Origin of the sequence: Comamonas sp. 7D-2, assembly GCF_022749555.1 — a bacterium.
Lineage (GTDB): Bacteria > Pseudomonadota > Gammaproteobacteria > Burkholderiales > Burkholderiaceae_C > Comamonas > Comamonas thiooxydans.
Genome location: NZ_CP094238.1, coordinates 2893341 through 2907578 on the forward strand (window position 1 = coordinate 2893341; position 14238 = coordinate 2907578).

The 14238-nt window shown below is 60.8% G+C and carries 15 protein-coding genes; 6 read left to right on the plus strand and 9 right to left on the minus strand.

Annotation, left to right across the window (positions count from 1 at the left end):
* Positions 1 to 135 precede the first annotated feature (135 nt).
* The 5 genes from MPZ60_RS13250 to MPZ60_RS13270 all read left to right on the plus strand — a co-directional run bounded on the left by MPZ60_RS13250 (position 136) and on the right by MPZ60_RS13270 (position 3517).
* Entirely contained in the window at positions 136 to 819 is a 684-nt protein-coding gene (locus MPZ60_RS13250) for a LysE family translocator (protein ID WP_034355491.1), read from the plus strand.
* 133 nt (positions 820 to 952) lie between these two features.
* Positions 953 to 1534 (plus strand): peroxidase-related enzyme, encoded by a 582-nt coding sequence (locus tag MPZ60_RS13255; RefSeq protein WP_034355494.1) that lies wholly within the window; start codon positions 953 to 955, stop codon positions 1532 to 1534.
* Positions 1535 to 1650: 116 nt separating this feature from the next.
* A complete protein-coding gene (locus MPZ60_RS13260) occupies positions 1651 to 2214 on the plus strand; it encodes a YceI family protein (RefSeq protein ID WP_012838419.1) in 564 nt (187 codons plus the stop codon).
* Complete coding sequence (locus tag MPZ60_RS13265) at positions 2211 to 2933, plus strand: YceI family protein (RefSeq protein WP_034355497.1); 723 nt, start codon at positions 2211 to 2213, stop codon at positions 2931 to 2933. The genes MPZ60_RS13260 and MPZ60_RS13265 overlap by 4 nt, the downstream gene beginning before the upstream one ends.
* Complete coding sequence (locus MPZ60_RS13270) at positions 2930 to 3517, plus strand: SRPBCC family protein (protein ID WP_034355499.1); 588 nt, start codon at positions 2930 to 2932, stop codon at positions 3515 to 3517. Before MPZ60_RS13265 ends, MPZ60_RS13270 begins: the two co-directional genes overlap by 4 nt.
* A 104-nt stretch (positions 3518 to 3621) precedes the next feature.
* Here MPZ60_RS13270 and MPZ60_RS13275 read toward each other — a convergent pair whose 3' ends face one another.
* Together MPZ60_RS13275 and MPZ60_RS13280 are read right to left on the minus strand one after the other, a co-directional pair.
* Complete coding sequence (locus MPZ60_RS13275; protein ID WP_034355502.1) at positions 3622 to 4158, minus strand: YcxB family protein; 537 nt, start codon at positions 4156 to 4158, stop codon at positions 3622 to 3624.
* Positions 4159 to 4539: 381 nt separating this feature from the next.
* Positions 4540 to 6018 carry an RtcB family protein gene (locus MPZ60_RS13280; RefSeq protein ID WP_034355505.1) on the minus strand — a complete coding sequence of 493 codons (1479 nt, stop codon included), beginning with the start codon at positions 6016 to 6018 and terminating at the stop codon, positions 4540 to 4542.
* Between the two features lie 75 nt (positions 6019 to 6093).
* Between MPZ60_RS13280 and MPZ60_RS13285 the strand changes: the two genes are divergently transcribed.
* Positions 6094 to 6666 carry a hypothetical protein gene (locus tag MPZ60_RS13285; RefSeq protein WP_034355507.1) on the plus strand — a complete coding sequence of 191 codons (573 nt, stop codon included), beginning with the start codon at positions 6094 to 6096 and terminating at the stop codon, positions 6664 to 6666.
* 64 nt (positions 6667 to 6730) lie between these two features.
* Here the strand turns inward: MPZ60_RS13285 and MPZ60_RS13290 are convergent, their stop codons facing one another.
* The 7 genes from MPZ60_RS13290 to MPZ60_RS13320 all read right to left on the minus strand — a co-directional run bounded on the left by MPZ60_RS13290 (position 6731) and on the right by MPZ60_RS13320 (position 14155).
* Positions 6731 to 7120: a thiol-disulfide oxidoreductase DCC family protein gene (locus tag MPZ60_RS13290; RefSeq protein WP_034355509.1), complete on the minus strand. Its 390-nt coding sequence runs from the start codon at positions 7118 to 7120 to the stop codon at positions 6731 to 6733.
* Positions 7117 to 7662 (minus strand): DUF4166 domain-containing protein, encoded by a 546-nt coding sequence (locus MPZ60_RS13295; protein ID WP_034355512.1) that lies wholly within the window; start codon positions 7660 to 7662, stop codon positions 7117 to 7119. Before MPZ60_RS13295 ends, MPZ60_RS13290 begins: the two co-directional genes overlap by 4 nt.
* A complete protein-coding gene (locus MPZ60_RS13300; protein WP_034355514.1) occupies positions 7662 to 8774 on the minus strand; it encodes a saccharopine dehydrogenase family protein in 1113 nt (370 codons plus the stop codon). Before MPZ60_RS13300 ends, MPZ60_RS13295 begins: the two co-directional genes overlap by 1 nt.
* Before the next feature lie 93 nt (positions 8775 to 8867).
* Entirely contained in the window at positions 8868 to 10190 is a 1323-nt protein-coding gene (locus MPZ60_RS13305) for a sigma-54 dependent transcriptional regulator (protein ID WP_034355517.1), read from the minus strand.
* Positions 10191 to 10203: 13 nt separating this feature from the next.
* Entirely contained in the window at positions 10204 to 12066 is a 1863-nt protein-coding gene (locus MPZ60_RS13310) for an ATP-binding protein (RefSeq protein WP_242607041.1), read from the minus strand.
* Between the two features lie 61 nt (positions 12067 to 12127).
* Positions 12128 to 13423 (minus strand): dicarboxylate/amino acid:cation symporter, encoded by a 1296-nt coding sequence (locus tag MPZ60_RS13315; protein WP_012838430.1) that lies wholly within the window; start codon positions 13421 to 13423, stop codon positions 12128 to 12130.
* A 309-nt stretch (positions 13424 to 13732) separates the two neighbouring features.
* Complete coding sequence (locus tag MPZ60_RS13320) at positions 13733 to 14155, minus strand: thioesterase family protein (protein ID WP_012838431.1); 423 nt, start codon at positions 14153 to 14155, stop codon at positions 13733 to 13735.
* Positions 14156 to 14238 lie beyond the last annotated feature (83 nt).

Genomic DNA, 14238 nt, shown 5'->3' on the forward strand with positions numbered 1-14238 from the left:
CTTTTTTCTTGAGAAATCATCGTTATTCAAAAAACTTTGACCGCCCTAGAGTTCACAGCTACAGGGCACTGCCTGCCATTCTCGTGCAGCAGAACCATCTCACAAACAGATATTTGAACTCAAGCAATACACAGCATGAACGCCTGGCCCACCGTGATTCTCGTTACCTCTCTCGCCGTCATCAGCCCCGGCGCCGACTTCGCCATGGTCACCCGCACCAGCCTGATGGAATCGCGCCGTGCGGGTCTCTGGGTGGCGCTGGGCATTGGCTGTGGCGTTCTGATCCATGTGGTCTACACCCTGCTGGGACTGGGCATGGTCCTGCAACGCCTGCCCTGGCTTTTCAATCTGCTCAAATATGCAGGCGCGGCCTATCTGGTATGGCTCGGAATTTGTCTCTGGCGCGGCGCCAGCCGTGCAAATGACGATCGGCCAGATTCCCGATCCAGCGCCGAACCAGGCCAGCGCACTGCACGCAAAGGCCATGCGCCAGGCCGCTCGCTTTTTGTCCTGGGATTTCTGACCAATGCACTCAATCCCAAGACAGCGCTCTTCATCCTCAGCCTGTTCATGCAAGTCGTCGGCCCTGCCGTGCCCATGCCCGCCCAGTTGGCCTATGGACTTTTCGTCGCCATGGCCCACGTGCTGTGGTTTGCGCTGGTCGCCTGTTTCTTCTCGGCTCCGGTGCTCCAGCCCAAGGTTCAAGCCATACGTCCCTGGGTAGATCGCAGTCTGGGCTGCGTGCTGCTTGTCCTGGGCCTGCTGCTGATCGCCACCGGCACACCGGCCACGTCGAATCTGATGGATGCCAGCATCTGATGTGAAAAGCCTGACAGGCCCAATGGCCGCAATAGCAGCATCTGCAACGCAAACGACAGCTTTGGAGCGCCCACCCGTGCCATGCTTGTCATGGTTGGCACATATCAGCAAAACACCAAAGGAGACAGGCACCATGAAAAGCCGCTACCCCTTTCCCGATTTGAACAGCCTGCCTGAAGACATCAGGCAGCGCATCGCCGAGGTACAGCAAAAGTCGGGCTTTATTCCCAATGTTTTTCTGGCCTTTGCTCGCCGGCCGGCCGAGTGGCGCGCCTTCTTTGCCTACCACGATGCGCTGATGCTCAAGGAGGACGGCAGTCTCAGCAAGGGCGAGCGCGAAATGATCGTCACCGCCACCAGCGCTGCCAATCAGTGCCTGTATTGCGTGGTGGCTCATGGCGCCATCTTGCGCATCTATGAGAAAAAGCCGCTGATTGCCGACCAGGTGGCGGTCAATTACCGCAAGGCCGACATCAGCCCGCGCGAGCGTGCCATGCTGGACTTTGCCATGAAGGTCTGTCTGCACAGCGCCGAAATTGACGATGCCGACTACGAAGCCTTGTACCCTCACGGTTTTGACGACGAGGATATCTGGGACATTGCGGCCATTACCGCCTTCTTCGGACTGTCCAACCGAATGGCCAGCTTCGCGGGCATGCAGCCCAATCACGAGTTCTATCTGATGGGTCGGGTGCCGCGCGAGAAAAAAGCCTGAAGCAACAAGCAGTAACTCGCTGCCTGCAATCGATGCAGCTTGCACGGGAATGACGCATCATCACTCTCAGAGCAGCGGCCAACCCGGCAAAACGCTGTTTGCCGGAGGTCATCCAGATGCGCAATACCGTTTGCTGCCTCGCCGCCCTGCTCGCCACGCTGTGCTCCACTGCAGCTCATGCCACCTCGTGGGAGCTCAAGCCCGGTAGCGACAACCGACTGGAATTCACCGCCACTTTCGAGCAAACGCCGGTCACCGGCGTGTTCAAAGACTTCCGGGTTCGTTTTGACTTCGACCCTCAAAAGCCAGACAGCAACAGGCTGAATGTCAGCATTCGCATCAGCAGCGCCGACATGGCCAACCCGGACATCAACCAGGCCATTGCCGGCAAGGACTGGTTTGACTTTGTGCGTTATCCCGAGGCAGTCTTTGATGCCAGGGAGATTCTCGATGCCCCCGGCGCAGCCGGCTACCGGGCACGCGGCACCCTGCAGCTAAAAGGCCACAGGCAACCGCTTGTGCTGCCATTCAGCTGGAAGCCCGAGGAGCGCCGCATGGAAGGCGAATTCGTCACCCATCGCTCAATATTTGATATCGGCACGGGAGAGTGGAAGAGCAGCAATGCCGTGGGAGACGCCGTGACTGTGAAATTTCGCATCCAGCTGCGCGAATTGCCATGACATTGCGCAGACAGCTGATTGCAGTCCTGCTGACTCTGATCACGGGCTGCTCGCAACCAGGCATCGAGCCAGCCCAGCCTCCCGGCCCGACGGCAAGGCCTGCGGACTTTCCTGCGGCCTTCTATGCCGATGCGGCTGCACGGGGCCAGTCGGTGCTTCAGATCGATTCCTCGCATTCCCTGGTCTCGATCACCGTTCGACGCGCTGGCGCTCTGGCCAGACTGGGGCACGATCATGTGATTGCCAGCCATGAACTGCAAGGCTATGTGGCCCCCCGGCTTGGCCGCGCCGATCTCTATGTGGCGCTGGACAGGCTATCGGTCGACGAACCCGCTCTGCGCGCCAAGGCGGCTCTGGACACCCAGCCCAGCGCAGCCGATATTGAAGCGACCCGTACCAATATGCTGAACAAGCTGCTGCAAACCTCGCTCCATCCGTTTGCACTGATCCAGGCACATGCTTCCCCCGAAGCGGACGGCGATGTATTGCTGGCCCTGGAACTCACTCTTCACGGCGTTACACGCAGCCTGAGCGTACCGGCCCGAATCAGGAGGACGCCGAGCGAATTCCACATCAGCGGCTCGCTGAGCATCGATCAATCGAGTTTTGGCATCACGCCTTTGTCCATCCTGGGCGGTGCAATCCAGGTCCGCGACAGGCTCGAGTTGAACTTTGAAGTCCGTGCTGCTCCACCTTTGAAGCAGGAATCCCGGTCATGAGAACGGGGCTTGTCGGTGCCTGCGGCGCAGCTCTGACCCTGTTCTGCGGCGGTTTGCAGGTTTCGGCACAGGAGCTTCGCATAGAGACTGCCGAGCACAATGAGGCCATTACCGTGAACGCCTCGGCCGTCATGCAAGTCAGGCGGGCTACGGCCTGGAGCGTGATTTCCGACTACGACCATCTGGCCGACTTTGTGCCGGATATGCAAAGTTCGCGCGTGCTGCAACGCGATGGCAATCAGGTGCTGCTGGAGCAAAAAGGCAGTCTGGGGTTTCTGTTTTTTCGCCAGGCAATCGAGGTCAGACTGGCCGTGACCGAATGGCCGCAGCAGCGCATCGCCGCGCATGCGATAGGCGGCAATCTCAAGCAGATGGACGGCAGCTATACCCTGGAAACTCAAGCCGACGGCCGGGTACGCTTGGCTTACAGTGCTCGCCTGGTCCCGGCTTTCGCCATCCCGCCGCTGGTCGGGAAGCCAGTGCTGCGCCAGTTGCTGAAACGCCAGTTCAAGGCACTGGTGGATGAAATTCAGCGACGCGAGGCCTTGACGCTTCAAGAGCAGAAGCAGACACCAGGAAATTAGCAGCAGGCCGTTACAAGGGCCAGATGGTATTGGACGCGAGCAAGCCTGGCCCCTGTGCCTCGGGTTGCCGTCATGACTGCGCAAGCATCTGCAAGAACAAAGACTTAAATCGCAGAGGCCCTGAGATGGCGCGTGAACTGCTCGAACTCTGCAGCCATGGGGGCAATGGCTGCCCTAGGCAGTACCAGGGCCTGCATAGCGTCGATGAACAGATAGTAGTTCACGTCATCTTCGGCAAGCGCCAGCACTCCTGACCACGGTAGTATCGTGTCTCCTCGAACCGAGGCTACCCTGATGGCGTCCGACGAGAGCGTGACCGTTTGTGGCGACAGAAACGCTCCATCCGGCAGGAGCATGAGCTTGCGCATGGATGCCTGTGACAGGTATGGCATCGTCACGACAGCGATCAAAGCGACGACCAGAAGGCAGGCAACCACTCCCAGCGGGCGGGAGATCTCAGGAAACTCACGCATCAGTCGCGCGTAGGCTGCACCAGCGAGGCCAATGCAGAGCCACACCACAACCCGCAAGAGGAACGGCCAGGAAAGCATCCCTGCCTTCTGATGCCAGCGCCGCGAAACCATTTTCTGCAGGCGAACGAAGTCGGCGGGAACGAGAGTAAAGCTGGCGGTCATGTTCATGGTTGGCTCATGTGGCCACAGGTATGAGCGACCTGCAGCAGCGAGTATTGATCGAAAGGTGACTGCGACATCTCACACGGTCGCAGGCTCTGGTTCGTGAACGATTTCGTTACCGGCACTGTTGCCTGCAACATAAGCCGGCGCACCGGGCATTACAGAGTACGAACAGAGCTGTGCATGCGATACAAGCACAAGCCATGCAGCTGCAAGATGTGAAATTGCTGCAAATCAAGACAGCCATCTCCATGGCGTGACGGGCTTGAAGCATTGATCTGATTGTCTGCCACGTATCGATTGCGCTCCATCTTCCTCGAACGCCCGAATCGTCGAACAGCCTTGCTGCCAGCACTTGGCCATCAGGCGCTGGCAGCAGCTTCAACTTCAGGCCTTGAAAGTCAACCAGGGCTTCAACCGCACACTCGCACGAATCAGCCCCGCCTCTTCCTGCGCCTGCAACACCGGCCCTACGGGTTTGTAGGCGCTGGGCGCTTCTTCGATCAGTCGCTCTTCACGCAAGGTGATGCACTGCCAGACGGATTCGACCAGCGGCTGTTTCATGCGCCGCGTGTCCTGTCTGCGCACCTGGCGGCCCGCTCCGTGGCTGCAGGACCACAGCCAGTCTTCATGGCCCAGACCTTTGACGAGAAAGGAGTAGTCGCCCATCGATCCCGGAATCAGCGCCCACTGGCCGTCATGCGCGGGAGTGGAGCCCTTGCGGTGCACATTGAACTCGCCCTCGGTCATCACCACGTTGTGGGGCACATCCACAATCAGGCGCGATGCATCGGACGCGGCAATGCCTGCCAGCTCTTTGCGCACCAGCTCCGCCAGCGCCATGCGGTTGAACCACCCATAGCGCGCAGCCACGCCCATCGCTTGCAGATAATCCTGCGCCAGCGCGCCGCTCAGGCCATATAGACCATGCTGAGGGTGTTTGATACCTTGCGGCCATTGCTGCCTGGCCAGGTCCATCCAGCGGCGACCGACATAAAAGCCGACATCGCGCGAGCCGGTGTGGATCATCACCGTGACATCGCCCTTCTTGAGCCCCGCAGCATAGGCGGCATGACGATCGTAGACTTCATCGACCACGCAGAACTCCAGAAAGTGGTTACCGCTTCCCAGGTCGGCAGCAGATGGCGGGCGCAGCAGCTCGCGCGCCTGCAACAGGGCTTCAGGCGCGTAGCGACTCCGGCCCGCAAAGCCTTGCAGGCCCACGCACTCGGCCAGTTCGGCCTGCAGCCGGTCGCGGTTTACGCCTTGCCATAGACCCACGTCAGGCAACTGTTCAATAAAGGCCTGGGGGCCCTCATCAAACAACGCCTTGAAGCCTGCGCTGCGCACGGGCACATCGCGCCCGTTCTGCAAGATGACGCGGGTCAGCCGCTGCACGATGGTGCTTTTGTGCAGCTCGGCCTGCGCCTGCGTCAGGCCCGTGCTCAGCAAGCGTATGCCGCAGTTGATGTCCGTGCCGATGGCCGCAGGAATCACGAAGTCTGGCGACGTGGCCACCACCGCCCCCACGGGCGCAATGCTGCCGGGGTGAAAGTCCGGCGTGGCACAGGCTTTGCAGACCGCGCCATGACCTTGCGGGTCGGCAACCGAGGCGAAGTCCAACAATTGACTAACGGCTTTGTGCTCCAGCGGCAGGCTGTCGGGCAGCAAAATGGTCGCTGCTGCCTGCTCGTTATGGATTTGATAGATATTGTCTCGGTAGGAGACCTGGATGCCCTGACGTGACAGAGCTTTTTGCAGTCGGGAAAGCTTCCCGGAAGAGTGCGGCATGATGCTGAGAAAAACAGGTACGCAACAGCGCATCTCCGAATCTGGGAGATGCAACGCACCTTCGAGCAGCAGCATCAAGAAGGACTGATAAGCGACGTATTCTAATGAGTAAGCGCCGGGCCGCCTAACCGGCGTTGCTAATATGCTGCAATGCGCAATGCAATTCGGTCCTTTCAGATTCCCGCATCACTGCAGACTTTGTACGACGCGGCTGCAGCCATAGGCCCGCAGTTCGGCCTGTCGCCCGAAGCCGTTTTTGGGGACTGCGGCCTGCGCCTGGAGATCCCCCCCGTACCCAGTTACATTGATTGGTGCACGCCGCGCAATGTGATGACGTTTGCAACCACGGGCTGCGACAGCGTTCATTACAGCTATCTGGTCGATGAGCGCCTGCCCGGTAGCGTCAGCCCCATCGTCATGACACTGCCCTGCGTGAACGAATTGAGCTGGGTGATTGCCGAGAACTTTCAGGAGTTCTTTGACTACGGCTACTACGTGGGCTGGCGCGAGCTGGAGCAGTTGTACTACGAAGATGAAAAAGGCGAAGCCTGCTTTCACGCGGGCTACCAGTCATTGAACCATCTCGGCATGCAGCAACTGCCGCTGCTGCACAAGGCGTTGAATATGCAAGCTGTTCTGCCGACGCTGCAACGCTTTGGCGATCTGCAGAAGAAGTGCCAAGCCCTATTGAATATTCCGCCCATGCCGGCAGAGCATGCCTGATTGCGTATCCATCAATCGTATTGATCCCCATATTCGCTGAGCGATACCGCGTGTCATCCGAAACTCAATCCAGAAATCGGGCAGCCACAGCGGGATCCGGCATCATGCACTGCTCGCTTTTGCCAAACCAGTGATAGCGGTTTCTGGCAATCATGCGGTAGAGCGCATCGCGCAATGCAGCGGGTATCAGCCTGATCACCGCTGTCAGTCGCCAGGGCCAGCCCAATGCGTGCAGCACGCGCAAGATGGCATCCGTGTGCTGCCAGGAGCGCTGTCCGTCCACCAGCAGCAAGGTCTGCAGACCTTCCAGGCGCAAGCCTGCATCGGCCAACAACTTGCCGCCGACCTCGCCCTGTATGGCGGCGAACTGAAAAACGCCCTGCTTGTCGTGCTTGAGCAAGAACTGCACCCAGCCATTGCACAACAGACATTGCGCATCAAAAACCACAATCATGCTTTTTCCTCGGGCAGCAATAGATAGCCACGATAACTGGCCACCACACCAATCAGGGGGACGGCCGCTTCGACATGAAATTGCATTTGCTCCCCGGCTCCGGTTTCTTCGGCCACGATGCGCGGTGCCAGCCAGCCAGGACAGGGGAAGCCCAGAAAGTACAGACGCTGCAGTCGCATGAGAAGCCGTCCATCCACCGCCTGCAAGGCAAAGCACAGTCGCGCCAGGCCAAGGCGCTCGATCAGGTGGCCATTGTGCAACTGCATGGTTGAGTGCATGCGCTGCGAGGGGAAGATGCGAATCCAGGTTTCCGCATCGGGACTGGCCTGCAGTTCGAAATGAATCGTCCCCTCGCTGGCGGCGCGTGGCGTGCCCAGAGCCAGCGCCAGCAGCTTGGCCGCCAGAGTCCGGGGGGCGCCGGTCTGCACCCTGCCCTGAAGCTCATGCTCACCCTGCAGGCCGTGAAAGCGCTGCAGGGCGGCATCGAGCTTGCAGAACTCATCGCCCATGGCCTGCTGAAACAAAGAGGCGCTCTGCATCATCAGGCAAGCTCCCGCATCTGAATATCTAGTCCCTGCGCTTCGGCTGCAAAGTCCTGCAGCGTCAGCAGCCCCATGCAAGGCCTGGCGCCCGGCTCCAGCGGTACACCCGCAGCCAGCTTGCGTACCAGCGCACTGGCGGCCAACGTGGGAACATAAGGCCCGTCGCCCGAGCCCGCCATAAGCACCCAGCAGCGCTGGCAGGCTTGCCCCTTTGCATCCAGGCCACTGACCGTGACATGCATGGCCCCTGCATCGCTGCCCCAGTTCCTGAACCAGTCCGCCATGCGCTTGAGCCTGCGCGCATGTGCAGACCAGTCCTGCACCAGCCCTCTGTGAGCCAGCCAGGCCATGGCATTCATCCCGCGCTGCAAGAACGACAGCTCAAGCCCGGCACCGAATCTGATGGAAGGACTGCCTTCATAGCGAAGCGGTAGCAGTGCGAGATCCGGTACATCGCAGGCCGACAGCAGCCGCCGCCCAACAGGGGCCGGATAGTCATGCCCATAGCTGCGCAGCCAGCCAATCAAGGCTTGCTGGCCCAAGCCAGGCAGCGGCTTGCCACAATAGCTGAGGATGGCAGCGACGGTGGACAGGCCTCTATCCGTACGATTGCCCGGGCTGATGCCTATGTCGATATCGCTGACGCGAGCCATGCCCGAAGCCAGCGCATCCACGACCGCCGAGGACAGAGCTGGCACCGAACTGGCACCGCTGAGCAGCAGCACGCCCGCAGTTTTGGCCTGCGGATCGAGCACATCGATGCCGCAGACAAAGTCACGCCCATCGGCCAGATCCACATAGTGGACGCCGGCATGGGCACAGGCTCGGGCCACGCGGTAGTCCTGCCCCTGAAACGGGCCCGAAGTGTGAATGAGTGCGTCCACCTCCAGCGTCTTGAGTCTGTCCTCCAGACCGGACGCCATCACGTCCACCACTACGTGGCTCAGGCTTGAGCAAGCGTCCGGGGCCAGACCTTCAACCAGCGCCTGCGCCGCAGAGGCCGAGCGCCCTGCCACCACGATGTGCAAACCGCTTTGCCTGGCCAGCCTGGCAACCAGCCGGCTGCCGAAGAAGCCGTAAGCACCGACGACCATGACCTTGAATTCACGCATGCCTCAGTGTAGCGGGACGCGGTTTCGCTCCGAAGCGCAAGCCCCGCAGCGGCGAGCCTGCTCAGCCGCGCTCATGGCTCGGTCACAGCCCGATCAAAGTCCGTACTTGCGAATCTTGTCGTGCAGCGTGGTCTTGGGGGTGTGCAGCGCCTGCGCCGTGCGCGTCAGGCTGCCTTCGTTGTTGCGCAAGGCTTCGGAAATCAGGGAACGCTCTATGGACTCCATGGTTGCCGCCAACGAAGCCGCAGCCTCGGGCGCCGTACCGGACGGGGACAGGCCGGCATCCAGCCCCAGCGTGATGCGCTCGGCCGTGTTGCGCAGCTCGCGCACATTGCCTGGCCAGTCGTGGGCAAGCAGCGCCTGCAGATGCTGCGGCGTCAGCTCTGCCACAGGGCGCTGGTGGCGGGCGGCGGCCTGCAACGCGAAATGCTCGAACAGCAGCGCAACATCCTCGCGGCGCTCGCGCAGCGGGGGCAGGTTCACCGTCACCACATTGAGACGGTAGTAGAGATCGGAGCGAAACAGGCCCTGACGGCTGAGTTCCAGCAAATCGACCTTGGTTGCAGCAATCACACGGCAGTCGACGGGAATGAGCGTGTTCGAGCCCAGGCGCTCCAGCACTCTTTCCTGCAGCACGCGCAGCAGCTTGGCCTGCATGGGCAGGGGCATGCTTTCGATCTCGTCGAGAAACAAGGTACCGCCGCTGGCATGTTCGATCTTGCCGATGCGCTTTTTGCCCGCGCCGGTAAAGGCCCCGGCCTCGCTGCCGAACATTTCGCTGTCAAACAGCGTCTCCGGCAGGCCGCCGCAGTTGACGGCGACAAAATTGCCGCTCTTGCGCCGGCTGGATTCATGTAGGCTGCGCGCGACTCTTTCCTTGCCGGTGCCCGTTTCCCCCCAGATCAGCACATCGGCCTCGCTGGCCGCGAGGCTCTGCAATGTGCTGCGCAGCTGCTGCATGGGAAGCGAGCGCCCCAGCAACTGGTGCTGCAATACATCCCGACTTTGTAGCTGCTGGCGCAGGCTGCGCACCTCCAGCACCAGGCGACGGCGCTCCAGCGCACGGCGCACGGCTTCCACAAGGCGCTCAGGCGCAAACGGCTTTTCCAGAAAATCGGCGGCGCCATCCTTCATGGCTTGCACGGCCATGGAGATATCGCCGTGCCCAGTGATGAGAATCACGGGCAGTTCGGCGTCCAGCACGCGGGCGGCGGCCAGCAGCCCAAGGCCGCTCATCTGCGGCAAGCGGATGTCGCTGACCACGATGCCGGCAAAATCCGGGGACAGGTGCTTTTGCGCCTGCTCGGCACTGCTCACGCAGATGCAGTCCAGACCTTCGAGGCGCATGGTCTGCTCACAGGCCATGGCGACATCGGCATCGTCTTCAACGATCAGGACTTTGAGGGAAGGGTTCATGGGCTGCAGGCAATCAGGACAGCGGCCGAGTATCCACGAAGGGCAGGCTCAGCGTGAAGATGGCCCCGCCTTCCGGATGGTTGCCGCCGGTCAGGCTGCCGCCTGCGGCCTGGGCAATCTCGGCCGACAAAGGCAGGCCCAGACCCAGGCCCAGTCCCTCGGGCTTGGTCGTGAAAAAAGGCTCGAACAGTCGCGCTTGCGCCTGATCGCTGAGTCCGGGGCCATGATCGCGCACCGTGATCTGCGCCCAGGCACCGCAACGGTTGCAGGCAATTTCCACGCACCGCGTATTGCCGCCCTGCACGGCGTCCAGCGCATTGCTCAGCAGATTGATCAACACCTGCTGTACGCGATTGGCATCGCACCAGGCGCTCAGCTCAAGATCCGAGGGCTGTCGCACGATCATGACGCCGCTTTGGGCAATGCGCGGCTCCATGAGGGACAGGGCGCCATCGACCACCTTGGCCAGTTCAACCTGCTCGGGCTGGCCGGCGGACTTGCGGGCAAAGTTGCGCAACTGCCCGGTAATACGCCCCATGCGCTCGGTCAGCTCAGCCATGCGTTGCAGATTGCTTTGCACCATCTCGCTCTGACCGCGTTCCAGAAAGCGCTGACTGTTGCCGGCCAGCGCCCGCAAGGCCGCCAGGGGCTGATTCAGCTCATGGGCCACTTCCGTGGAGAGCTGACCGATGACGGCCAGTTTGCCTGCCTGTACCAACTCGTCCTGCGCCGCGCGCAGCGTGGTCTCGGCCTGCATGCGCTCCATCACCTCCTGCTGCAGCGCCACATTGGCACTCTGCAGATCGGCTGTGCGCTGCTGCACCTTGTTTTCCAGCACCTCGTTGGCCTGTTTCAGAGCTTGCTGGGCCGCCAGTTGCTCACGCACATGTCTGCGCCGCTGGTACAGCAAAGCTCCCAGCAAAAGCATCAACGCAATCAACGCCCCCGTCACCCAGGCTCGGCTGGCCGCCAGCTGCAAGGCAACGCTCAGGGGGGAGAGCACGGTAATCTGCCAGGGCGTGCCGGCCATAGGTCTGGACTGGGCCAGAAAGCGGCCTGCGCTCTGGTCTGCCGCAGCGTCCTTGACATCGGGAATGCTCACCTGCCTGACGCCAGTGACATTGCTCATGCCACGCCAGCCCAGAGGCCGCAGGTTCAGACGGTTGTATTTCTGCGAAGCTTCCAGCTCGGCCCGCCTTGCCTCATCCAGCGGCAGCAAGGTCGCAAAGCGCCAAGCCGGCATATTGCTGAGAATGACCACGGTATTTTCGTCGCTGACCAGTACCGGAGACTCTGCGCTGGCCCAGGATTGCTCGAGCTGCGCCAGCCCGACCTTGACCACCACCACGCCATGCATCTCGCCCTGCCCCAAGGTAGTGGTCAGGTAATAGCCGGGCTCGCCGCGCGTGGTGCCTACGCCGAAGTAGCGCCCGCGCCCTTCTCGCAATGCCTGCTGGACATAGGGCCTGAAGCCTAGGTTCTCGCCCACAAAACTGTCGGCGCGGCGCCAATTGCTGGCAGCCAGCACATGACCGTCGTGATCGAGCATGTAGACGCTGAGGGTGCCCGCACGACGGCTCAGCTCCTCCAGATAGAGATTGGCGCGAGACTGCAGTCTTTCGTCGCCCGGCGATTGCAGCAGCGACAGGATCTCGGGCTGCAGGGCCACTACATCGGGCAGAAAGGCAAATTTGTCGATCTCGCGCCGCAGGCTGGCAGCATAGAGATCGAGGCGGTTGTTGCCGGCAGCCACCACGGTCTCGAGACCGATCTTGACGAAGCCCTGATAGCCCAGCCAGCCGCCCAGGCTGCTTGCAGCCAGCCAGAGCAGGATCAGCAAAACAGCACGCAGGCGCGGGGGCAGGAAAGCTAACATGGTGCGAACCATGGTAGCAGCGCCCGGCACTGCAGGGGACAGGAATCCGGGCAACGGACGATCAGGCTCGGACGCGAATGGGCTCGGGCATCAGCTGTGGCTCGACAGCCAGATCTGCGCAGGACTCCTGCTCCTCGTCGCCTTCCCATTTGGCAACCACGGCCGTGGCAATGGCATTGCCCAGCACATTGGTCAATGTACGGCCCATGTCCAGGAAGTGGTCGATGCCCAGAATCAGCAGGATGCCCGCTTCCGGCAAACCGAACATGGGCAGCACGGCGGCAACCACCACGAGCGAGGCACGAGGCACGCCGGCAATGCCCTTGCTGGAGATCATCAGCACCAGCAGCATGGTCAGCTGCGCGGTCAGCGACATCTCGATGCCATAGGCCTGAGAGATGAAGATGGCCAGGAAGGTGGTGTAGATCATGGAGCCATCGAGGTTGAACGAGTAACCCAGAGGCAGCACAAAGCCTGTGATACGCGGCTTGATGCCGAATTTTTCCAGCTGCTCCATGAGCTTGGGCAGCGTGGATTCGCTGCTGGCCGTGAAAAAGCCCACCAGCACCGGGCCGCGAATCAGCGACAGCAGACGGAAGACATCCTTGCCCAGCACCAGATAGCCGGCACCGATGAGCAGCACCCACAGCGCGGCCAGCGCAATATAGAAGCCCAGCAGGAATTTGCCGAACACCAGCAGCATGCCCAGTCCGTGGGTGGCAATGGTGCCGGCGACAGAGCCGAACACGCCCACGGGCGCAAATCGCATCACGTACTCGGTCACGCGCAGCATGACATGCGAGGTCTCTTCCATCAGATCGACCAGCATGTGCTTTTTCTGGTGGTTCAGGTAGCCCAGAGCGATACCAAAGAACAGCGCAAACACAAGGATCTGCAACACCTCATTGGTGGCCATGGCCTCGAAGATGTTCTTGGGGAAGACATGGGTGATGAAATCCTTGAAATTCAGCGCACCGGTCTTCAGACCCAGGCTCTCGGCATTCGTGGGAAGCTCCACCGTCAGGCCGTGGCCGGGCTGCAACACATTGGCAAAAACCAGACCCAGAAACAGCGAGCAGAACGATGCCGCGATAAACCAACCCAGCGCACGACCACCCACGCGGCCCACAGAGCCGGCATCGCCCATATTGGCCAGCCCCGCCACCAGCGTGGCAAACACCAGGGGCGCGATGATCATCTTGATCATGCGCAGAAATACGTCGGTGAGAATGCCGAAATAGCCGGCAATGTCTTTGGCTGTCTCCGGTGTCGCGGCGTTGGCGTGGACGAGATAGCCCACAACCACACCCAGAACCATGGCCAGCAGAACCATGATGGTCAGGCGATTGGATTTCATTTCTTGGAATCTTGGTATGCGTTGTTTGAGCCGCTGCCTGAATCCAGGCCTTGAAGGCACCGGGTTCTGGCAGCGACAACAAACCGAGACGGACCGCCGACGGAACCGAGGTTTCGTCAGCAAGGCCCAGCCCCAGTCTCACTTGGTCAGCCGCAGTGAAGCGGCGTGCCGTCCTTTAAGCACATACCGTGCCAGCCAAAAAATCACGTCCAAGTCTTTGATTTGCTTATATTCAAAATACTTTTTTGCATAACCACAATCGGTTTTCCGGACAACATTTTGATTGATGTACGGAATTCCGAACAGGACTCAGGCCGTTACCGCCGAACGTATCCAGTCCGGCAGCGCAGCGGCTTTCTGCCGGGGAAAATCCACCCAGATCACCGTGCCTCCGCCAGCGGCGCAGATGACTCCCGGCTGCGCCACGCGCTCCATGGTGGCCCAGGTCTCAAAGGTGGTGCGCGCGGGATCGCTGACAAACATCTTGAGCAGCACCTCGTCGGGATACGCAAGCTGCTGATAGAAATTGCAAAAGGCGTTGACGATGACCGGCCCCTGCCCCGCGGGGTCCGGATTCAGGCCCATGCCGCGCATCCAGTCGATGCGCGCAGTTTCCAGATAGCGAAAGTACTGGGCGTTGTTGACATGCCCCATGGCGTCCATATCGCCCCAGCGTACGGGAAAGCGCGTTTCATAGACCTGCTTCTTCAGCTCGGGCAGCTCGATTTTCATGCCGGTATGTCTCCTGATTGAACGAGATTTGCAACTGCATCACCACCTTGTTCTAGTTTCTTTGAGGGATGGCACGCCCTGGG